Genomic DNA, 21,984 nt, shown 5'->3' on the forward strand with positions numbered 1-21,984 from the left:
TTTATTTAATATTTTTTATGTGTTTCTTTGCTTAATTTTGGTTCGCCATATGAATACTTAGTAAAATCATGTATTTTTGTTTTAATTTTTTTTTTTGCAAGCAATTGAATTGAATAGTGAGAAAGAAAATTGGATTATACTAGTACTTTTATTTTCCTTTATTCTTTTAGCTTTTTTAAAGCTACTGAAACCCAAGTATTTGGCGGGTTATTGTATTGCGTTTTTTAATCCTGGTTTTTTTAAACAAAAGGAAAGTGAATTTATCAGTGTTTTCTCTCCTTTTAAACTAACACTTTTTTTGTTTAGTACTATTATATTCTCTCTTATAATATATTCACTATTTGTAAATCATCTATCCAGTAATATTGGTTTTTATTTTTTTTTAAAAATTTTTTCTGTGGTTTTTTGTTTTTTGATTTTTAAATATTTTACGGATGTTTTTCTAGCAAGTGTTTTAGATATAAAGGAGGAGGTTAACTATTTCTTGCAATTGAAATACAGTTATCTATCCACAATTTGTCTGCTTATTTATCCTGTTGTTGTTGTGAATGAGTTTGCTATCAAGACCAATTATTTTTTAATCATGATTTTAACTATTTTGATACTTTTTAGATTCCTGTTAATATTGTTTAACAATAAAAGACTTATTCTAGGTAAGTTGTTTTATTTTATTTTGTACTTTTGCACACTTGAAATAGCACCGCTATTGATTCTTTATAAAACAACAACTACGTAAAGAGAAATTTATGAAAGTGAAAACTATTTTAGTATCCCAGCCAGCCCCCAAAACAGAAACTTCTCCTTATTTTGACTTAGCAGATAAGCTTAAAATTAAAGTAGACTTCCGCTCTTTTATTCATGTTGAAGGTGTTCCTGTAAAGGAAGTTAGAGCACAAAAGATTGATTTGAACAACTACACAGCTATCATATTAACGAGTAGGAATGCAGTTGATCACTTCTTTAGAATTGCAGAAGAAATGCGTTTTACCGTCCCAGATGATATGAAATATTTTTGTCAGTCTGAAGCTGTTGCATATTACTTGCAGAAATACGTTGTTTATAGAAAACGTAAAATTTATGTGGGAACGAGAACATTTCCCGAATTAATTAAATTAATTAAAAAGCATAAGGATGAAAAATTCTTATTACCTTCTTCAGATAAATTAAAAGACCTTATCCCTAATGAGTTAAATAAGTTGGCTGTTAATTGGACGCGAGCAGACTTATATAGAACTGTTGTTAGTGATTTATCAGATTTAGAAAATGTTTTTTATGACATTTTAGTGTTTTTTAGTCCCTCAGGAATTGAAAGTTTGTATAAGAATTTTCCAAATTTCAAACAAAACGATACTCGAATTGCTGTTTTCGGAAATTCTACCAAAAAAGCTGTAGAAGATAGAGGTTTAAGAGTAGATATTGCTGCTCCGGCACCAGAAACTCCCTCTATGACAATGGCGTTAGAAAAATATATTAAAACATCAAATGGAAAAAAATAATCCTAAGATTAGATTTTATTGAATATCATAAAAAGCTACCGATTTTTTTGGTGGTTTTTTTATTTTTATTTTGTAATGTTTAATTTTTGATATCGACTTTATTTATCGGTTTTTTTGTGTTAACAAAAGAGTCGATAAATTTATGTCAAATATTTTCTCTAAATGAAGAATATCTTAATAGGTTTATTATTATTTGTTATAAATTATGTTTATTCACAACAAATAATAACTGGAACAGTGATATCAGAACTTGATAAGAGTCCTATTCCATATATAAATGTAGCTGTTAAAAACTCCAATGTTGGAACTGTGACCGATAGTGATGGAAATTATTCTATAAAAGTGATTAGTTCAAAAAGCATCCTGGTTTTTTCGTCGATTGGTTATCAAACCAGAGAGATTAAAACATTGGGTAAAAATAGGATTAACATAACGCTATCTGAAGTAACAACTGGACTAAGAGAAGTTGTTATTACGGCTTTAAATAAAAGAAGAGTATCTAAAGAACTGGGATACGGAGTTCAAAGTATTCAACAAAAGGATATTGCAGAAGTGAAAGCCGTAAACTTTTTAGACAATCTTACAGGTAAACTTGCTGGAGTTTCAATTACTCCAGGAAGTGCAACTGGAGTTGGATCTTCTTCGAAAATTGTGATTAGAGGTGAAAAATCATTTACTAATAATAACCCACTATTTATTGTAGATGGGACACCTATTAATAACAATACGGTTTTCAATTCCACCAATGAAGCCGCTACTGGTTTTCAGGAAGTAGATTTTGGAAATGGGGCCATGGAAGTAAATGCTGACGATATTGAATCGGTATCTGTATTAAAAGGTGCTAGTGCCGCGGCATTATATGGGACAAGAGCTTCGAATGGTGTTATTATTATCAATACTAAAAAAGCTAAAGATAAATTTTCAGTGAATCTAAATTCTTCTTTATTTATCGATACGGCTTTTAAGTTGCCACAGTTTCAAAATTTATATGGACAAGGTAACTCAGGTAATTTTGAATTTGTTGATGGGTTAGGTGCAGGAATTAACGACAATATTACTTATAGCTGGGGACCAAGGTTAAACCAAGGTACTAAAATTCCTCAGTTTGACAGTCCTGTTAACTTACCCGATGGAACAATTGTAAGAGGTGGAGACACTTCACTTTATAGTGGCTTACCAATTACACCGACTGCTTTTGTTTCTAATCCAGATAATCTTAAAAACTTCTATAGGACAGGAATAACTACCATTAATAATATTGCTATCGGTTCTGGATTTGAGAAAGGAAATTATCGACTTTCCTTTACAGATTTAAATAGTGAATCTATTATACCTGGAGTGAATTTAAAGCGTAAGACTATTACAACCAATCTTCAATTTCTTCCATCAGATAAAATAACAGTTTCAGCCCATATCAATTATGTAAATAGTACTAGTGATAATAGGCCTTCGAATGGATATGGCTCCGAAAATGTAAATTATTCACTAGTTGCTTGGGGACCGAGGTCTTTAAATATTGATAACCTGAGAAATTATTGGCAACCTGGATTGGAAGGAAGACAACAATATTCATTCAATTATACTTTCTTTGACAACCCTTACTTTATTTTACATGAAAACCGAAATGAATTCAACCGAGATCGTATTTTCGGAAATGTATCTTTAAAGCAACAAATTACAAAAGATTTATCTGCAACGTTGAGAACAGGAATGGATTACTCAACAGAAAGAAGAAGGTTTTTAAGGAACTTTAGTACCAACCGATTTAGAAACGGTGCTTATGCAGAACACGATGTAAGTTATCGAGAAATCAACACAGACTTCTTACTGAACTATACTAAGAAAATAACTGATTTTGATGTTGATATTTCTTTAGGGGGAAATCAACTTCGTCAGAAAGCCACAACAAAGCAAACACAAACAACACAACTAGCACAACCTGAAATTTTCAGTTTTAACAATGCTGCTTCCCCTATTGAAACCTTTGATTTCTCTTCTGAGAAAAGAATCAATAGCTTATACGGATTGTTAAAAGTTGGATATAAGAATACCCTATTTATTGACATTACTGGTAGAAACGATTGGTCAAGTGCTTTAGCCACTCCCTTTTCAGCAGAGAATACCTCTTTCTTCTATCCTTCAGCTTCAACGAGTTTAATTGTTAGCAATCTATTGCAACTTCCGAATGCAATATCATTTGCAAAGTTAAGAGCTAGTATTGCTCAAGTAGGAAACGATACAAATCCTTATCAAACCTCAAGAACGTTCCTTCCAACAGCAAATGTAAATTCTCAACCAAGTTTTACGAGTCAGAATTTTATTCCGGATCCGAACTTAAGACCTGAGAAAACAACTTCTTTTGAAATAGGAACAGATCTACGTTTTTTTAACGATAGATTAAACTTTGATGTAACCTATTATAATGATTTGACTAAGGATCAAATTTTATCGCTACCGATCCCAATATCATCTGGTTTTAACGAACAAGTTGTGAATGGAGGTAAGGTGCGATCAGAAGGGATTGAAATTGTATTGAACAGTACTCTTATTAATAACAAAAGTTTTAAGTGGAATACTTCCTTAAACTTCAGTCGAAATGTTTCTACGATTGAATCTTTACCTCAAAATAATGGAAGAGTGACTTTAGCTTATTCGAGGGTATATAATAATCCTGATCAAACAGTTTGGTTTCAAGTAGAAGAAGGTGGAAGAATTGGAGATTTTTATGGTACGGGATATTTAAAAAATGAAAACGGAGACTTTATTTTGACTCCCGAGGGAAGATTTATCGCTGATCCAACATTAAAAAAACTAGGAAACTACAATCCCGACTTCACTCTTGGTTTTAATAACGAATTCAGCTATAAAAACTGGAATCTAAGCTTCTTATTTGACTGGCGTCAAGGAGGAGAGTTGGTTTCAAGAACTTTATCCCTTGCCGGTGTTGGTGGTCAACTAGAAGAGACTGCTTACAGACCTGAAGCGGGTATTGTTGCTCAGGGTGTTGTGAATACAGGAACCGCTCAAAATCCAGTATACACTCCTAATACTACAGCGGTAACTCCTGAAAGTTATTATCGTCAGTTTTATGATAGAAATCATGAAGAAAACAATGTATATAATGCTTCATTTTTAAAGCTTCGTCAGTTTTCTTTAGGATATACATTCCATTTGAAAAACAATGCATTTGACTTTGTAAAAAATGGAGCGAAGGTAAACCTATCTCTCATTGGAAGAAACCTATTTGCTATTAGCGATATTCCTCATTTTGATCCAGAACAAATTGCTGTTCAAGGAGAAGGTATTGTTGGAGGTGTTGAAGACATGTCTTATGCTTCTTCCAGAAGTTTTGGTTTTAAACTTGGTGTTAACTTCTAATCTTATTAAAAAATGAAACGTTTTATATATATTCTTATCATCTTGACTAGTTTCGGGTGTACTAAAGATTTCCGAGAGACTAATACAAATCCAAATTTTCCAGTAGATGTAGTCCCAAGTTTGTTATTCAGAAAGGTGATTTACAATTACGGAGAAGCTATGTCGTACGAAGGTTTTGTTGCTGGAAACTTATTAAGCCAACAACTTACCGCACTAGATTTTAATTTATTTGATCGACATGCCTTGAAATCACCGCAACTTGGAGGAAATCCATGGGCGATTTTCTATACCAATTTGCGTGATAATGAGATTATTTTAAATAAGGCACAGCAGGAATCTATATTTTCAGTTTACGAAGGACCTGCTTTAATTTTTAAAGCTTATATGACCATGGCTTTAACGGATCTTTTTGGCGATGTTCCTTATAGTGAAGCGTTTTCTGGGAATCAACAAACAATAACTCCTAAATACGATAAACAGCAAAGTATTTATTTAGATGAAGGAGGTATACTGGATAACTTGCGAAAAGGAATTATAGCCATAGAAAATTATGCTGGAAACTTACCTCTTGAGGGTGATGTTTTATATAACGGAAATCTTTTAAATTGGGTTAAATTTGCAAACTCTCTTCTAATAAAGGCTTTGTTAAGAATTTCTTCTAAACAAGATGTTTCTTCAACTTTACAAGCAATAGTTTCTGACGGAAATTATATTTCTACTAATAATGAAAATGCAATTTTCCAATTTACAGATGGTGAACCAAATAACTTTAGAATGGCTCGCTTACGTGCAGGAGATTTCAACAACTTTGTGCTTTCAGAAACCTTAGAAGATGTTTTAGTAAACTTAAATGATCCTAGAATAAAAATATTGTTTCGTCCTTTTGGTAACTCTACCAATGAATACAATGGTTTAATTAACGGAATAGATGCCTCACAAACAACTATTTCTCTTGGTGATTATTCATTGGCTGGCACCATTTTTAGAGAAGAAACAGGAAAATTGAAAATAAATTATATGACGCATTGGGAAACTAAATTTTTATTAGCAGAGGCGGCTTTAAAAGGATTGATAATTGATGACGCTGGGTTACTTTATAATACAGCAGTTAAAAGTGCTTTTGATTATTGGGGGGTGAGTTTACCTGATGACTACTTAACAGAGGTAGCGGCTTACCGCGCTGATATTGCTTTAGAACAAATTATTACACAGAAATGGATTGCTAACTTTATAAATGGTTATGAAGGATGGATTGAATATAGAAGAACAGGGTTTCCAAAACTAAAACCCGTTTCTGCGAGTTTAAATAACGGTTTAATTCCTTTAAGAATGCCTTATCCTGCGGAAGAGAAAACATTGAATAGTACAAATTATGCTATTGCAGCAGAGGTAACTGATAACAATAGCATAAATGCTAAAGTTTGGTGGGCCAGATGATAATTAAATTTTAAAATTTGTGTTGGAAACAATAGACGAACATATTGAAATAGGGCAATGGGGGATACTCTTAATATCAAGTTTAGCCTTTATATTCTTTTCTCCACTAGCAAAAACAAAAAAAGTATTCTTTAAGGCGACTCAAAAAAATAGAGCTCCAAACACTATGTTATTAATGGGCAGCCTAGTAATATCATGGATTTTCGCTAAAAGTATTACGAATGCAGCAAACCTTGGACAACAATTTGGCGTAGCTGGTGGTGTGGCCTATGCAATGTATTATTTTTCATTTGTAGTTGCAGGAGTTGTTATTTATCAAATAAGAACAAAAGGGAATTTTGAAAGTATACACGATTTTTTAAAAGTGAAATTTGGTCATACAGCTATTCTTATTTTCTCTTTTTTAATTTTGATTCGACTTTTTAATGAAGTGTGGTCAAATACCATGGTTATAGGAGCTTATTTTGGCAGTATTGGTAGTAGTTCTTACTATTGTTCTATTGTTGTTTTTACAGGACTTACTTTGTTTTATGCTTTAAAAGGAGGGCTCAGTAGTAGTATCTTTACAGATGCTATTCAAATGCTATTTTTTGCTATTCTATTGATATTTATTTTAGGGAAGATTTTTTCTTATAAGAACTTTAGTCTTTCGGATATCTATTGGTCAAGTGAGTGGAGTATGGCTTTGGGAGGAAATTTAATTTTTACCGCTTTAATTCAGTCGTTTAGTTATCCTTTTCATGATCCTGTTTTAACAGATCGTGGGTTTTTAAGTAATCCAAAAACTACATTAAAGAGTTTTCTATGGGCAGCAATAGTCGGTTTTTTTTGTATTCTTTTATTCAGTTTTATTGGAGTTTTTGCAAAAGCTAATGGTAGTGTAGGTCAGCCTACGTTAGTTGTTAGCAGATTATTTGGTACTGTATTTTTATTAGTTATCAATTTTATTATGATTAGTTCAGCCGCTTCAACATTGGACTCTACTTTTGCGTCGGCCTCAAAGCTACTAGCTATAGATTTAAATATAAAACCTACATTATCTTTTGGTAGACTTGTTATGATAGGAATCGCTATTGTAGGAACGATACCGGTATTTTTAGATGCTTCTATTCTATCTGCTACGACGATTAGTGGAACTATGGTTATTGGTCTGGCTCCTGTTTTTATTCTTTGGAAAATGAAAACACCAAAAATTAGTTTTTACGCATCTGTTTTTGCTGGGATTACCTTCGGCTTTCTATTGGTTTTTAAAACTTTTCCATCATCTTTAATTTTAACAACTGGAAAATATGCAGATTTGTTATGGATTAATATTTGGGGAAGTTTTATTTGTTTCATTTTATATTTATTACCCATATGGATAAAAAAAACATTCAACTAGGTTCATTAACAGGAAAAGTAATTTTATTTGGTGGGGTATACAGCAATTTACAGGCTTTAGAAGCGCTTATAAGTATTGCAAATAAAGAAGGTATTTCATCAGAATATTGTTTTTGCACAGGGGATATTGTCGGCTATTGTGCTCAGCCAGAAGAGACCGTTCAGAGATTTATCAATTGGGGAGCACACAGTATTATTGGAAATGTAGAATTACAGTTAAGGAATGGTGATGAAGATTGTGGATGCGATTTTACAACAGGATCGCGTTGCGATAACCTTTCAAAGCTCTGGTATCCATACGCTCAATCTCTGCTTTCTGAAGTATCTATCAATTGGATGAAAAATCTACCAGATCATATAAGTTTTGAATATGCGGAAAAAAGATTAACGATAGTACATGGAAGTTACAAACAAATTTCTGATTTTATTTTTAAATCAACTCCTTGGAAGTATAAAAAGCCTTCATTTATCTCAACCGAAAGTGATGTGATTATTGCTGGACACTGTGGACTTCCTTTTGTAGATAACTATCAGGATAAGCTTTGGCTAAATCCAGGTGTTATTGGTATGCCTGCTAACGACGGCACTCCTTATGTTTGGTATATGATTCTTGATGATTCTGATGGTTTTTCTTTTAAATTTAAAACATTAGAATATGATCATTCAAGAGCCAATGGATTGATGATAAAAAACCATCTTCCCAAAGAGTACGCCAAAACTTTAATTACTGGTTTTTGGGATAATATGGAAATTTTACCATTAAAAGAACGACTATGGAAAGGACGACCTTTGAACAAATTGATTTACTAATAATTAATTCATTACTTTTATAGAGAAGACGAGTGCGAAATGAATAGATATATAGAACTTATAAAAAACGCCTATTCTGGATATTGGAATTACCTAAAGGATTTAGTTCTTTTTGAGGTTCAATTGGAAAATTATTTTTACGGTTTAATTATCATTTCTCTTTTTACCTGGCTTCTAGAGTTACGATTTCCATGGCGTAAAAATCAACCTATATTTAGAAAAGACTTTTGGTTAGATACTTTTTATATGTTCTTCAATTTTTTCTTACTCAATCTAATTGTTCTGATAGCTTTATCAAACGTGACCGAGCAGTTTTTAAATGATACTTTAGAAATAGTAAATTTATCCGTTGCTAGCTTTCAATTATTTGAAGTCAATAGTTTTCCGTATGTATTAAAATTATTGGTGTTTTTTATTTCATTAGATTTTATTCAGTGGTTTACGCATATTCTGCTTCATCGTTATGAATTTCTTTGGAACTTCCACAAAGTGCATCACTCAGTAAAGCAAATGGGTTTTGCGGCCCATTTACGTTATCATTGGATGGAGCCTGTTCTGTATAATTCATTGAAATATATTGTTTTAGCGATTATGGGAGGTTTTACTATTCAGGATGTTGCTATTGTTCATTTCTTTAATATTAGTATAGGTCATTTAAATCACGCTAATATTAATTTAGATTATGGTCTTTTAAAGTATGTTTTTAACAATCCTAAAATGCACATTTGGCATCATGCTAAAGAACTTCCCCCTGAAAGAAAAAATGGTGTTAATTATGGAATTACTTTAAGTATATGGGATTATATTTTTAAGACAAATTACATTCCATATGATGGTAGAGACATAGAAATTGGATTTAAAGAGGATGAAAAATTTCCAAAAGATTTTATAGGTCAAGAGCTTTACCCATTTAGGAAATAATGGATACTTTTAAAAAATAAATATGTCAAAAAACTTACTGTTAACATTTACACGTAATCCTGAAATTGGTAAAGTAAAAACTCGCCTAGCAAAATCTATTGGAGATGCTGCTGCTTTAAACATTTATGAGTTCTTATTAAACCATACAAAGGAAGTTATTGAAAAAGGAGCTTTCGATATCGCTGTATATTATTCTGAGAAAATTAAAGAGAATGATATTTGGGCTGGTCCAAAATTCACAAAATATGTTCAGAATGGAAATGATTTGGGAGAACGCATGCTAAAAGCATTTGAAGAAGGCTTTGAAAACAGCTATACTAAAATAGTGATTGTAGGCAGTGATTTATATGACTTAGAGTTAAGCCATATAAATGAAGCCTTTGACAGTTTAGACAAAACAGAGGTAGTTATTGGTCCAGCCGAAGATGGGGGCTATTATCTCTTGGGTTTAAAAAGAATGATTCCGAGAATTTTTAGAAATAAGAAATGGGGAACAGAAACAGTAAGGAAAGATACTTTAAAAGATTTACAAGATCTTTCGGTACATTTACTCCCTACGCTAAATGATATTGATGTTTTCGAAGATATTCAATATAATTCGATATTTGATCAATTTTATAAATAGACACGTACTAATTTTAACTATACTTAAAACATATAAAAATTGAAAAGAGAGCAATTAGAAGAGACCAAAGCATATCTATTTAAAAATGGAGTTAAAAAGCCCGAGATAGGAATTGTTTTGGGGACTGGATTAGGTAAGTTAGTAAATGAAATTACTATTGAAAAGGAAATTCCGTACGTCGAGATACCACATTTTCCAAAAGCCACAGTAGAATTCCATTCAGGTAAATTAATTTATGGAACTTTATCTGGTAAAAAGGTAATTGTTATGTCTGGGCGTTTTCACTTATATGAAGGATACAGCTTGTGGGAAATTACCTATGGTATAAGAACCATGCACGAATTAGGTATTGATAATTTGTTGATTTCAAACGCTGCTGGGGCAGTAAATCTAAATTACAAGAAGGGCGATTTAATGCTTATTGAAGATCATTTGAATTTACAAGGTGCTTCGCCTTTAGCTTTTAAAGGGGTAGGAGAATTTGGAGATGTATTTGCCGATATGTTGGAGCCATATTCAAAAACAATGAATAATAAGCTTAAACTTATAGCTAATAAAAAGGAGATAAATCTTAGGGAAGGAGTATATGCCAGTGTAATTGGTCCGCAGTTGGAGACGAGAGCGGAATATAGAATGCTACAAATTTTAAAAGTAGATGCTGTTGGAATGAGTACGGTTCCAGAGGTAATCGTAGCAAAACATTTAAAACTTCCTTGCGCAGCTATTTCTGTTTTGACAGACGAGTGTGATCCGGAAAATTTAAAACCAGTTGATATTCCAGAAATAATTGAAGTGGCAGGAAAGGCAGAGCCTAAAATGATAACACTTTTTAAAGAGTTGTTAAAAGAATTATAAAGTGAGTATCTATGTAAATAGAAAAAATACAGATAGAAAATAATGAAAGCTGTTTAATAATATCTTATTTTAATAAAAAAGAATTTCACGAATACATTAAATAAACTATATGAGCTATTTAGAAACCACTAAAAATCTATATAAAGAGGCGGCCTTATCACCAGATGTGGGGCTCTGTTGTACTACCAATCCAATTTGGGAACTGCCAGGACTGAAAATTCCAAAAATAATGCAAGAAATGAACTACGGTTGTGGTTCAACAGTGCATGCAAGAGATTTGACTAATAATCCAAAGATACTATACGTTGGCGTAGGTGGAGGTATGGAGTTATTGCAGTTTTCTTATTTTTCTCGACAACAAAAAGGGGTTATAGGTGTTGATGTTGTTGAAGAAATGTTAGAAGCTTCAAAAACGAACTTTAAAGAAGCTGAAGTAAAAAATGACTGGTTTAAAAGTGAATTTGTTGATTTACGTAAAGGAGATGCTTTAAACCTTCCTGTTGAAGATAATTCGATTGATGTTGCTGCACAAAATTGCTTATTTAATATTTTTAAAGAAGAGGACCTGAAAAAGGCTATTTCAGAAATGTATCGTGTTTTAAAATCGCATGGACGTTTGGTAATGAGTGATCCAACTTGCGAGCAAGTTATGAACGATACCTTAAGAAGTGACGAGCGGCTTCGTGCCTTATGCTTGAGCGGAAGTCTACCAATTAATGAATATGTAAAGATGTTAACAGATGCAGGTTTTGGAACTATTGAAATAAGAGCTAGAAAACCATATCGGATTTTGGATCCAAAGAATTACCCTACAGATGAATTAATATATATTGAGTCCATAGAAGTAGCAGCTATAAAAGATCCGATGCCAAAAGATGGACCATGTGTATTTACCGGTAAAGCCGCTATTTACTTTGGAGAAGAAGAGTACTTTGACGATGGAAAAGGACATACTTTATTAAAAAATCAACCGTTAGCTGTTTGTGATAAAACAGCTAAGTTGTTAGCAGAATTGAGAAGAAACGATATTTTTATCAGTGAGTCTACATTTCACTATGATGGAGGCGGTTGTTGTTAATTAATTTTGAGGTAATAAGGTGTTTTTGTCTTCTCAATAGTGTTTTTTATTTAATTGACTATTAGAAATGCCTAAAACAAAAATGATATTTAAGAAGGTTCTAATTTGGAGATATAAAAATATTTCTGAAAGACAGTTTGTTTACTTACTTAGTATTTTAGTAGGATTTCTTTCTGGATTAGGAACTGTGATTTTAAAAAATCTGACATTTTTCTTTCATTCTATTTTAGAAGGGAGATTTATTAAAGATCTACATCATTCATTATATTTCATTTTTCCTATTATTGGATTAATTATTGTTTACTATTTGAAGAAAAGAATTATAAGAAAAGATATTAATCACGGCATTTCTACAACATTACATGCTATTTCACAAAGGAGTGGAATTATAGAAAAATATAAGATTTACGCTTCTCTTATTACAGCTCCTATTACAGTTGGATTTGGGGGATCTGCAGGTTTACAAGGACCTGCAGTTAGCACAGGAGCTGCCCTTGGTTCAGTTATAGCACAAATATTTCACATGAATACTAAGACAAGAATGATCTTAATTGGCTGTGCAACAGCAGGAGCAATGTCGTCAATGTTTAAAGCTCCTGTCGCGGCTATTATTTTTGCGATAGAGATATTTAGTTTAGATCTTGCTTTTGCTTCTTTAGTTCCACTCTTATTAGCATCAGTTTCAGCAGTAATAACATCGTATTTTTTCTTGGGAAAGGATATTTTACTCGGTTTTAAACTTCAGGACGAGTTTCTTGTGAAGGATGTTCTTTTCTATATATTATTAGGTGTTGGAACTGGTATAGCTTCGGTATACTTTTCTAAAATGTATTTTAAAATTACACGATTTTTTAATCTTTTTAAAAATCCTTTACATAGACTTGTTTTGGGAGCTATTGCTATTGGAATTATGCTTTATTTTATTCCTCCATTGTATGGTGAAGGTTACGACATTATAAATAATTTATTGGAGGGGAATGCTCAGAAAGCCCTTGAGGCGATTCATTATTCGGTAGATTTTAATAACGTTTGGATGGTTGTTGTTTTTTTATTGTTAATAACAATTTTCAAAGCAATTGCCATGACAACAACTTTTGCCGCTGGAGGCGTTGGGGGTATATTTATCCCTACTTTAGTAATGGGAAGTGCTCTTGGAAATGTTTTCGCAAAAATTATAAACCAGATTGGAGGAGCTGTTTCAGAAAGTAATTTTACTTTAATAGGAATGAGTGGTTTAATGGCAGGTGTGTTACACGCGCCTTTAACGGCTATATTTTTAATTGCAGAGATTACAGGAGGATACGATTTATTTGTGCCATTAATGCTAGTAGTAGCTATATCTTATGCGTTTACAAAGTACTTTATTTCAAACTCAATTTATACTGTTGAATTGGCTCGGAAAGGAGAGTTGATAACCCATAATAAAGACAAAAATGTGATGATGATGATGCGTATTAATAATCTTATAGAAACTAATTTTAAAACGGTTTATCCAGAAATGAATCTTGGAGAAATGTTAAGAGGGGTCGTAGCAAAATCATCACGAAATATATTTCCTGTAGTAGATAATGAAAATAGATTTTTAGGAATTGTTTTGCTTGATGATATAAGATCACTTATGTTTGACCAAGATTTATATGACAAAGTTGGTGTCCACACACTAATGAAAAGCGCTCCCAATATTATTTTTTATGATGATTCAATTGAAATCGTAATGAAAAAATTCAAGGAAAGTGGTGCTTGGAACTTACCTGTTATTAAAAACAAAAGATATATTGGGTTTATTTCAAAATCCAAATTACTGTCTGCGTATAGAACAAAATTGATAGAACTTACTAGCTAGTAATTATGTTAAAATAATTTAAGTATTCTTGATAGGGAAAAATTAAACTAAGTAAATAAGGTAGCAAAAGCTTCTTCTATTTTACTTACTAAAAGTAGCTTTATTGAGTTGTTCTTGATAGTTATTTTGTTGTATTTTGAGGCTACAAAAGTTTTATATCCCAATTTTTCAGCTTCTACAATACGTTGCTCTATTCTCGAAATAGGTCTTATCTCTCCAGCTAAACCAACTTCGGCAGCAAAACAAACATCAGGATTTATTGCTAAATCTTGATTTGAAGATAGAATTGCAGCAACAACGGCTAAATCTATTGCTGGATCATCAACTTGAATTCCTCCAGTTATGTTTAAAAATACATCTTTGGCTCCTAATTTAAATCCCGCTCTTTTTTCAAGAACTGCTAAAATCATATGAAGGCGTTTTAAATTGTAACCAGTGGTTGTTCTTTGTGGAGTTCCGTAAACAGCTGTGCTTACAAGTGCTTGTATCTCAATCATAAGAGGACGTGCTCCTTCTAACGTTGAAGCAATAGCAGTGCCACTTAAATCAGCATCTTTTTTGGAAATTAAAATTTCAGAGGGATTTGATACTTCACGTAATCCATTTGATAACATTTCGTAAATTCCTAATTCTGATGTTGATCCAAATCTGTTTTTTTGAGAACGTAATATTCGGTAGGTATGGTTTCTATCTCCTTCAAATTGTAGTACAACGTCTACCATATGTTCCAAAATCTTAGGTCCCGCAATATGCCCTTCTTTGTTAATATGACCTATCAGTATAACTGGAGTAGCGGTTTCTTTTGCAAATTTTATTAGTTCTGCAGAAGTTTCACGTATTTGAGAAATGCTTCCAGGTGAGGCTTCTATGCTATTTGTATGTAATGTTTGTATTGAATCAATAACCAATACATCAGGCTGTACTTCTTCAATATTTTTAAATATTTGTTGCGTATTTGTTTCGGTTAAAATAAGACAGTTTGAAGTACTTGCGTCTAACCTTTCCGCTCTCATCTTAATCTGAGATTGACTCTCTTCCCCAGAAACATACAATACCTTTTGAGGGATGTGCAAAGCAACTTGAAGCAACAAAGTTGATTTTCCAATTCCTGGTTCTCCACCAAGTAATACGACAGCTCCTTTAACAATACCTCCTCCTAATACATTATCTAATTCGTTATTGTGGCAAAGAATTCTTTCTTCAGGATTTAAACTTATTTCTTCTACCTTTAATGGTTTTGAAGTTTTTTTCTCCTTATTAGACGATACTTTCCAGTTTCTTTTTTCTTCTTTCTGAATAATTTCTTCAACAATTGTATTCCATTCTTTGCAATTATTGCACTGACCTACCCATTGTGCATGTTGAGTCCCGCAGTTTTGACAGAAAAAAGTAGTTTTAGTTTTTGCCATTTTATGAATGAGCTGAATAAAATATTATTTGTTTTTGTTATAAATTGGTAATAGTAAAAAAGCTAATCCTCCGAAAATAATTATCATTAATGTTTGTGATGCCCACATCACACTTCCAAAGGCAATAGCAGGCTCTTCAGAAATGTTGAACAAGCTAAACGCTCCTGCCACAGCAATAGGATACAAACCAATTCCCCCATTTGTAGCCGCAATACTAAATGCTCCTGCAATAAAGCCTACGAGAACTGCTCCAAAAGGAATACTAAGATTTTCAATAGATGGAACTGTTGCCCAAAACATAGCGATATACATAATCCAAATAAAGGCTGTATGGAAAATAAAGGCCCATTTATTTTTCATCTTAAAAATACTAGTAACACCTTCCGAAAGACTTGTAATAAACTCTTTAATTCTCAAGCCAACTCCTTTGTTTGCCTTCCTCACATATTTAAAAAACATTAAAAAACTTCCGATTAAAATAACGATAAGAAGAATAATTTTACCTAAAGAAAAGTTTTTTGTCAAAAGATTATAAATAAAGTCGAATTGAACAAAAAGGGCAATACAAATTACGATTATTAGCATGATCAAGTCGGCAATTCGTTCAGCAACGATAGTACCAAATCCTTTTTCAAAAGGAATCTTCTCATAGTTTGACATTACTGCGGCTCTGGAGACCTCTCCTGCTCGCGGTAAAAAAATATTCATAAGATAAGCGACTAAAACAGCCATAGTACTATTAAAAAAGCTAGGTTTAAATCCAATGGGCTCTAATAAAAATTTCCAACGATAAGCACGCGAAATATGGCTTAGTATACCAAAAAGTAATCCAAGTGAAACCCAATAATAATTGGCTCCTTTGAAATACTCAAGTAACTCTTTGGGTGATACAATAGTAAATGAATACCAAACTAAAAAACCTCCCAAAATGAGAGGTAAAATAATTTTTAAAGTTTTTTTCAAAATACAATCATATTTATGTTAACGTATTATTAGATTCATTTGGAAAAACTAATTTAGGCTTGAAATTTTTAGCTTCTTCTAAATCCATAAAAGCATAGACAATAAGAATTAACACATCTCCCTTTTGAACCCGTCTAGCGGCAGCACCATTAAGCGTTATTTCTCCACTTCCGCGTGGACCAGGTATCGCATATGTTTCTAAACGTTCTCCGTTATTATTGTTTACGATTTGAACGCGTTCCCCTTCAATAATTCCGGCAGCATCCATCAAATCTTCATCAATGGTAATACTACCGATATAATTTAAATCAGCACCGGTAACTTTTACACGGTGTATTTTTGATTTCACAACTTGTACTAACATAATGCAAAAATAGTTCTTTTTTAATGAATACTAATTTCTTTATTTTTTTATTGTAGTCTAATATTGTCTATTAGTCTTACATTCCCGGCATAGGCAGCAATAAAAGCACGATAGTTTTTATTTGGCTGAATATTTTCTGTTGTTTTTAAGGTTTCTTCTTCAGCAATTGTGAAATATTCGAGCTGTAAAAGTTCATTATTTTTAAATTTTTCTTCTACCCATAATGTTAATTCTTTAGGAGTTTTAGAAGTAAATCTTTGTTGAGTATCTCTTAAAACTTCATAAATAAAAGGAGCCGCTTTTTTGTGTTGTTCTGAAAGTCTTGAGTTTCTTGAGCTCATAGCTAAACCGTTGCTTTCCCTATAAATAGGAAGACCAATGATTTTTAGGGGTATGTTTAGTTTTTTTACTAACTTTTTTATAATCTGTAATTGTTGAAAATCTTTTTCTCCAAAGTAAGCATTATCTGGTTTTATGATTTCAAAAAGTTTTTTAACAATAGTTCCAACACCGTCAAAATGCCCTTCTCTGTGCTTGCCTTCCATTTCAAGTTCAAGCCCATCGAAATCAAAATTTTGAGAAGTGATTTTTTTTGAATAAATTTCTTTGACGTCGGGAATAAATACAACATCACATTTAACCTGTTTTAATAATTTTAAATCATTTTCCAGAGGTTTAGGATATTTTTTAAGATCATCGCTATTATCAAATTGGGTAGGGTTTACAAATATACTTACTACCACTAAACTATTTTTTAATTTAGCACTCTCTATTAAAGATAAATGACCTCTATGTAAAGCCCCCATAGTTGGAACAAAACCAATTGTTTTGTTCTCTTTTTTCTGAAGACCTAAAAAGGCTTCTAATTCCGATTTTAATTTGAAAACATTCATTAGTTATTCGTTGAAAATCCTGCTAAATTAGGAATTTAACACGATTTTTGCATAAAAATTCGTATTTTTGCATCTTCATACAAAGAGTTCGATTTAATGAAGGATAAGAGAATACTATATGTTTCTTCAGAGGTAACACCTTATTTACCAGAGACAGAATTGGCATCAACCTCGTTTAATGTAGCGAAGCAAGCACATTCAAAAGGAGTTCAAACAAGAATATTTATGCCTCGTTTTGGGGTCATTAATGAAAGGAGGCATCAACTACACGAAGTTATTCGTTTATCAGGTATGAACCTAATAATTAATGATATGGATATGCCATTAATTATTAAAGTCGCATCTATTCCTAAAGAAAGAATGCAGGTTTATTTTATTGATAACGATGAGTATTTTAAGCGAAAAGCGATGTATTCTGACGAAGATGATCAGCTCTTTATCGATAATGATGAGCGTATGATATTTTTTGCTAAAGGAGTTGTTGAAACTGTTAAAAAATTAAATTGGGCGCCTGATATTATTCATGTTCACGGTTGGATGGCTTCTTTATTACCTTTATACCTAAGAGAATATTATAAAGAGGAGCCTTTGTTTAACCAAAGTAAAATAGTTACTTCTTTGTATAATACTGGTTTTGAAGGAGAGCTAAATAAAGAATTAGCGAATAAAATTCGTTTTGATCGTATAGATAATAAAAAAGCATCGAATTTAGAAATTCCAAATCACATTAATATTTTAAAAAGCGCTATTGAGAATTCGGACGCAGTGGTTAAGGGAAGTGAAATTATCTCTGAAGAAATAGAAGAGTTTATAGCAGAAAGCAACACAAAAGTTCTTGAGTTTCAGCAAGAAGAAAATCTTACAGAAGCATACTTAGAGTTTTACAAAGAAAATGTTTTAGAATTAAGCGAATAAATGATTAGAAAAATTGGTATCTTAGGATTAGGACTCTGTTCTTTGTTGTCACTAATTTCATGTGAGGAAGATTTTAAAGATATTGGAGGAAACGTTATAAAAAATACAGCGTTTACTACAAATCAAATTGAACTAGAACTAGAAATTTCTTCATCTAGTATAGACTCTGTAAGGGCTGATAATATAGCTTTTTTACAAAATCCAGGAGTAGTTCCTGAATATTGGATAGGAGTTTATAATAGTGGGAATTATAAAACAGTAAAATCATCTTTTGTTAGTCAATTAGGTTTGATAACAAACCTTAAAACTAATGATAATCAGGTTGAAGTCGATTCTGTTTACACATTAGATGAGGTAATACTAAAATTACCCTACCAAGCAACAAGAAATGGAGTACATGATGACGGGTCTCCTAAGTTTGTTTTAGATTCAATACTAGGAAACCCTGATATTGCTGCAAATATTGAAGTTTTCGAGAATGGAACTTATTTGAGTAATTTGGACCCTTTGAGCCCTGCTAATTCAAATTCATTTTTTTCGAATAAAATATATGATGAAAAAAGATTATTAAATAAAAATGATCAAGTATTTAGTCTAAGACCTCAAGCTACTGATACGGTATACACCATAACTAGACATAAAGTTATGGGTGTTAATACTCCCAATACGGTTGAACTATTTACAAGCGAAGAAAAATTAGCTTCAAAAGGCCCGTTTATAGCAATACCTCTTAAGAAAGATCTTATGAAAGAATTGTTTTGGGATAAATTTGAAGATTCAGAGTTCTCGTCAACAGAACAGTTTAATAACTATTTTAGGGGGCTATACGTGAAAGCTACAGGAAGTAATGGTTCTCTTGTACCGCTTGATTTAAATTCAAGAAATGCTCAAAATACAGCTGCTGTTGAATTTCATTACACAATTACACGGTTTGAGAAGGATGAAAGTGGAAACTTGATATATAAAGATACAGTTCCATCAAAATATAGCTTTCCTTTAAATGGAATTCGTGCAGCCAAATATGATATGGGGTCAGCAAGTATTGCCATTCCAAGTGATAATTTTGCTATTCAAGGAACTGTTGGAACAAAAGCAACCGTAAAAATCATAGGAGTTAATCTTGAAAAAACAAGACAAAATGATCCTAATAACCCTATTCTGAACTATGAGGCCTTTGATGAAAATAATAATGGTTATCTAAGTTTGGAAGAATTATCGGCTATTGAAGATTCAAGTGACGATAATTTTGGTATTTTGATTAATGATGCTTCTCTTTCTTTTTATGTAAATGAAATAATAAGTAACGATCTAAATATTGTTCCACAACGTTTAGTAATTTATACAAACGAATCTAATGAGGGTACTAATACTTCATCACCAAAACATATAGTAGATGCTCACACGGAAAGCGCTTTATATGGTGGGAATTTAGTTGTTGCAAATGATAAACCTGAAAAATATACGTTTAGAATAACAGATTATATATCAAACCTTCTTAATAAAAATTCTACTAACTTTTCTCCTTTAGAGCTTCGGGTTTTTAATAACCCTACTGATAGCCCATTTTATAAAGGTGCACTAGATGTAAATGTGCCTACGTATAATTGGAATCCAAGAGGAGTAACTCTTCTAAATGGTAATGAGGCTTCACATGGAGCAAAAAAAGCAGTTTTGACTCTTTCGTACTCAGAACAAAGTAAATAAACTAGAAAAAAGACAAAGAATTTAATATGTGTGGTATTACAGGATATATTGGGAATAGGGAGGCCTACCCAATAGTTATTAATGGATTAAAAAGACTCGAGTATAGAGGGTATGATAGTGCTGGTATAATGATTTATGATGGTGAAAAAATTCATCTATCAAAAACAAAAGGAAAGGTGGCTGATCTAGAGGGGATTATTGAGGTTGATCATAAGAGTAGGAAAGGAAATATAGGAATTGGTCATACAAGATGGGCAACTCATGGTGTTCCAAACGATATAAATTCACATCCTCATTTTTCTGAATCAGGAGATTTAGTTATTGTTCATAACGGAATTATAGAAAATTATGACACCATTAAAAAAGAACTTATTTCGAGAGGTTACACATTTAAAAGTGATACAGACACAGAAGTTTTAATCAATCTTATTGAAGAGGTTAAAAATAGTGAAGGATGTAAATTAGGTAAAGCGGTTCAGCTGGCATTAAACAGCGTAATAGGTGCTTATGCTATTGCTGTTTTTGATAAAAGTAAACCAGATGAGTTGGTAGTAGCAAAATTAGGAAGTCCGATAGCTATTGGTGTTGGAAAAGAAAACGAAGAGTTTTTTATAGCTTCTGATGCTTCTCCTTTTATTGAGTACACTAAAGATGCTATTTACTTAGATGACGGTGAATTAGCTATTATTAAAAAAGAAAAAGACATAGCTGTCCGTAAAATTGAAACTGATGAGAAAATTGATGCGAATATTCAAAAACTACAATTGAATCTTGACCAGATTGAAAAGGGCGGTTTTGATCATTTTATGATTAAAGAGATTCACGAGCAACCTAAAGCAATTTTGGATACTTATCGAGGAAGAATGCTGCCTAATGAAGGAATCATTAAGATGGCCGGAATTGATGATAATTTATCTAAGTTTTTAAATGCTGACAGAATAATTATAGTAGCATGTGGCACTTCGTGGCATGCAGGTCTTGTAGGGGAATATCTATTTGAAGACATGGCAAGAATTCCTGTAGAAGTAGAATATGCATCTGAATTTAGGTATAGAAATCCAATTATTACTTCTAAAGATATTGTTATAGCAATTTCTCAATCAGGAGAGACTGCGGATACTCTTGCGGCGATTAAATTAGCTAAATCAAAAGGAGCTTTTGTTTTTGGTGTATGTAATGTTGTCGGTTCTTCAATTGCCAGGGAAACCGATGCAGGTGCTTACACACATGCAGGTCCTGAAATCGGTGTAGCATCAACAAAGGCATTTACAACGCAAATAACTGTTCTTTCCTTAATAGCATTGAAACTTGCTAAAGAAAAAGGAACATTATCCAAGACAACAGTAAACAATTACTTACAGACGCTTCAGTACATACCACAACAAATTGAGAAATTGCTGAAAATAGATCCTTTAGTTCAACATATTGCCGAAGTATACATGAATGCAGGTAATTGTTTATATTTAGGCAGGGGCTTTAACTTTCCAGTAGCTCTTGAAGGCGCATTAAAGTTAAAAGAGATATCATATATTCATGCAGAAGGATATCCCGCAGCTGAAATGAAACATGGTCCAATAGCACTTATTGATGAAAACATGCCGGTGTTTGTAATAGCTACAAATAAAGGGCATTATGAGAAAGTTGTTAGTAATATTCAAGAAATAAAATCTAGAAGTGGAAAAATTATAGCGATCGTTACTGAAGGTGATGTAACTGTTAAAGAAATAGCCGATCATGTTATTGAAATACCTGAAACAGAAGATGCATTTACTCCTTTACTTACAACCATTCCACTACAGTTGTTATCGTACCATATTGCGGTTATGTTGGGTAAAAATGTAGATCAACCAAGAAATTTAGCGAAGTCTGTTACTGTAGAATAATATACTTATAAAATATTTCAAAAAAAGCCA

18 protein-coding genes are annotated in these 21,984 nt (G+C 32.3%); 14 read left to right on the forward strand and 4 right to left on the reverse strand.

Features of this window, described 5'->3' with window-relative positions:
- Positions 1–109 precede the first annotated feature (109 nt).
- The 11 genes from ACSIGE_RS10025 to ACSIGE_RS10075 all read left to right on the forward strand — a co-directional run bounded on the left by ACSIGE_RS10025 (position 110) and on the right by ACSIGE_RS10075 (position 13,823).
- Positions 110–736 carry a DUF4271 domain-containing protein gene (locus ACSIGE_RS10025; RefSeq protein ID WP_440882200.1) on the forward strand — a complete coding sequence of 209 codons (627 nt, stop codon included), beginning with the start codon at positions 110–112 and terminating at the stop codon, positions 734–736.
- 10 nt (positions 737–746) lie between these two features.
- On the forward strand, positions 747–1,496 hold the full coding sequence (locus tag ACSIGE_RS10030) for a uroporphyrinogen-III synthase (RefSeq protein ID WP_440879740.1): 750 nt from the start codon (positions 747–749) through the stop codon (positions 1,494–1,496).
- Between the two features lie 162 nt (positions 1,497–1,658).
- On the forward strand, positions 1,659–4,874 hold the full coding sequence (locus ACSIGE_RS10035) for a SusC/RagA family TonB-linked outer membrane protein (RefSeq protein WP_440879741.1): 3,216 nt from the start codon (positions 1,659–1,661) through the stop codon (positions 4,872–4,874).
- A 12-nt stretch (positions 4,875–4,886) separates the two neighbouring features.
- Complete coding sequence (locus ACSIGE_RS10040) at positions 4,887–6,311, forward strand: SusD/RagB family nutrient-binding outer membrane lipoprotein (RefSeq protein WP_440879742.1); 1,425 nt, start codon at positions 4,887–4,889, stop codon at positions 6,309–6,311.
- Between the two features lie 22 nt (positions 6,312–6,333).
- Positions 6,334–7,692, forward strand: coding sequence for a sodium:solute symporter family transporter (locus ACSIGE_RS10045; protein WP_440879743.1), 1,359 nt, complete (start codon positions 6,334–6,336; stop codon positions 7,690–7,692).
- Complete coding sequence (locus tag ACSIGE_RS10050) at positions 7,668–8,501, forward strand: metallophosphoesterase family protein (RefSeq protein WP_440879744.1); 834 nt, start codon at positions 7,668–7,670, stop codon at positions 8,499–8,501. The genes ACSIGE_RS10045 and ACSIGE_RS10050 overlap by 25 nt, the downstream gene beginning before the upstream one ends.
- Positions 8,502–8,540: 39 nt before the next feature.
- On the forward strand, positions 8,541–9,422 hold the full coding sequence (locus ACSIGE_RS10055; protein ID WP_440879745.1) for a sterol desaturase family protein: 882 nt from the start codon (positions 8,541–8,543) through the stop codon (positions 9,420–9,422).
- Positions 9,423–9,444: 22 nt separating this feature from the next.
- Entirely contained in the window at positions 9,445–10,047 is a 603-nt protein-coding gene (locus tag ACSIGE_RS10060) for a TIGR04282 family arsenosugar biosynthesis glycosyltransferase (protein ID WP_440879746.1), read from the forward strand.
- Between the two features lie 39 nt (positions 10,048–10,086).
- Positions 10,087–10,902: a purine-nucleoside phosphorylase gene (locus tag ACSIGE_RS10065; RefSeq protein ID WP_440879747.1), complete on the forward strand. Its 816-nt coding sequence runs from the start codon at positions 10,087–10,089 to the stop codon at positions 10,900–10,902.
- 109 nt (positions 10,903–11,011) lie between these two features.
- A complete protein-coding gene (gene arsM, locus ACSIGE_RS10070; protein WP_440879748.1) occupies positions 11,012–11,980 on the forward strand; it encodes an arsenosugar biosynthesis arsenite methyltransferase ArsM in 969 nt (322 codons plus the stop codon).
- An 82-nt stretch (positions 11,981–12,062) separates the two neighbouring features.
- A complete protein-coding gene (locus tag ACSIGE_RS10075; protein ID WP_440879749.1) occupies positions 12,063–13,823 on the forward strand; it encodes a chloride channel protein in 1,761 nt (586 codons plus the stop codon).
- A 47-nt stretch (positions 13,824–13,870) separates the two neighbouring features.
- On the opposite strand, the gene radA is transcribed toward ACSIGE_RS10075, so the two are convergent.
- Genes radA through panC form a run of 4 tightly spaced genes read right to left on the reverse strand, consistent with a single transcriptional unit; the run spans position 13,871 to position 17,452 of the window.
- Positions 13,871–15,232 carry a DNA repair protein RadA gene (gene radA, locus ACSIGE_RS10080; RefSeq protein ID WP_440879750.1) on the reverse strand — a complete coding sequence of 454 codons (1,362 nt, stop codon included), beginning with the start codon at positions 15,230–15,232 and terminating at the stop codon, positions 13,871–13,873.
- Positions 15,233–15,256: 24 nt separating this feature from the next.
- Positions 15,257–16,195, reverse strand: a complete 939-nt coding sequence (locus tag ACSIGE_RS10085) for a lysylphosphatidylglycerol synthase transmembrane domain-containing protein (protein WP_440879751.1) — start codon at positions 16,193–16,195, stop codon at positions 15,257–15,259.
- Between the two features lie 13 nt (positions 16,196–16,208).
- Positions 16,209–16,559, reverse strand: coding sequence for an aspartate 1-decarboxylase (gene panD, locus ACSIGE_RS10090; RefSeq protein WP_440879752.1), 351 nt, complete (start codon positions 16,557–16,559; stop codon positions 16,209–16,211).
- 47 nt (positions 16,560–16,606) lie between these two features.
- Entirely contained in the window at positions 16,607–17,452 is an 846-nt protein-coding gene (gene panC, locus ACSIGE_RS10095; RefSeq protein WP_440879753.1) for a pantoate--beta-alanine ligase, read from the reverse strand.
- Positions 17,453–17,548: 96 nt separating this feature from the next.
- On the opposite strand from panC, the gene ACSIGE_RS10100 reads away from it, so the two are divergent.
- From ACSIGE_RS10100 to glmS, 3 genes are read left to right on the forward strand one after another with little or no spacing between them, the layout of a single operon-like run.
- Positions 17,549–18,367, forward strand: coding sequence for a glycogen/starch synthase (locus tag ACSIGE_RS10100; protein ID WP_440879754.1), 819 nt, complete (start codon positions 17,549–17,551; stop codon positions 18,365–18,367).
- On the forward strand, positions 18,368–20,071 hold the full coding sequence (locus ACSIGE_RS10105) for a DUF4270 family protein (protein WP_440879755.1): 1,704 nt from the start codon (positions 18,368–18,370) through the stop codon (positions 20,069–20,071).
- A 26-nt stretch (positions 20,072–20,097) separates the two neighbouring features.
- Positions 20,098–21,954 carry a glutamine--fructose-6-phosphate transaminase (isomerizing) gene (glmS, locus tag ACSIGE_RS10110; RefSeq protein WP_440879756.1) on the forward strand — a complete coding sequence of 619 codons (1,857 nt, stop codon included), beginning with the start codon at positions 20,098–20,100 and terminating at the stop codon, positions 21,952–21,954.
- Positions 21,955–21,984: the final 30 nt, after the last annotated feature.

Source organism: Tenacibaculum profundi, from assembly GCF_052050075.1.
In the GTDB taxonomy this organism is placed as follows: Bacteria; Bacteroidota; Bacteroidia; order Flavobacteriales; family Flavobacteriaceae; genus Polaribacter.